This is a genomic window from Erwinia sp. MYb416, assembly GCF_037479575.1.
Lineage (GTDB): Bacteria > Pseudomonadota > Gammaproteobacteria > Enterobacterales > Enterobacteriaceae > Erwinia > Erwinia rhapontici.
Genome location: NZ_JBBGYT010000163.1, coordinates 1,796 through 2,554 on the forward strand (window position 1 = coordinate 1,796; position 759 = coordinate 2,554).

General features: G+C 60.3%; 1 protein-coding gene and 1 pseudogene. Both read right to left on the reverse strand.

Translation table 11 applies throughout. The annotated features are described in order from the left end of the window. Positions 1-498: LLM class flavin-dependent oxidoreductase (locus tag WH277_RS01575; RefSeq protein ID WP_339503982.1), on the reverse strand; the 498-nt coding region annotated here is incomplete at its 3' end. Further along, positions 495-759, reverse strand: a pseudogene (locus tag WH277_RS01580) (ABC transporter substrate-binding protein); the annotation flags it as partial. The pseudogene WH277_RS01580 and the gene WH277_RS01575, both read right to left, overlap by 4 nt.

Genomic DNA, 759 nt, shown 5'->3' on the forward strand with positions numbered 1-759 from the left:
GTCCCACAGCCCGTTCATCACCGACGAAAACTCGCGCGCGCGCGCATAACGCAGGCCGTGCTCCATATGTTCAGCGACACCAAAATTACCGGCCTCGTTGGCATTACTGGAGGTCACCAGATTCCATCCGGCCCGGCCTTCGCTGATGTGATCCAGTGTGGCCAGCCGCCGGGCGAGCATATAAGGCTCATTGTAGGTGGTGCTGGCGGTGGCAATCAGCCCGATATGCTGCGTAACCGCCGCCAGCGCAGGGAGCAGCGTCAGCGGATCCAACGTCACCGTACTGTGCCCCCGCGCCAGGGCCTGGGTCGATACCTGGCGCAGCGCCAGCGTGTCGGGCAAAAACAGGCCGTCAAACCGCCCCTGTTCCAGCGTCCGGGCAAACCGTTTCATCTGCTTAAAGCTGCTGTGAAACTCGGGGATGGCACCGGGATAACGCCATGCACCGGCATGAATACTGGGCATCGCCAGCAGAATAAGGTGAGGTGTTCGGGTCATACGACGGTCTCCTTGAGGCTTAACCAGTAGCCGGATTGATAAGGCACGGGAAGAAAACGTTCATGTAACTCGCGGAAGGTGGCTTCCGGGTCAAGCGCGGCAAACAGCTCAGGATGCAGCCACTTCGCCACGCGCTGCAGGGCGATAAAATAGTAAGGATTGTCATAAAACGGGTGCCAGATGGCATACACCTGCTGTTCCCTGACGGCACGCAGCGTGCGGTACGCCGGACGCTGCATCAGGCGTTGCAGGCGCGCATGC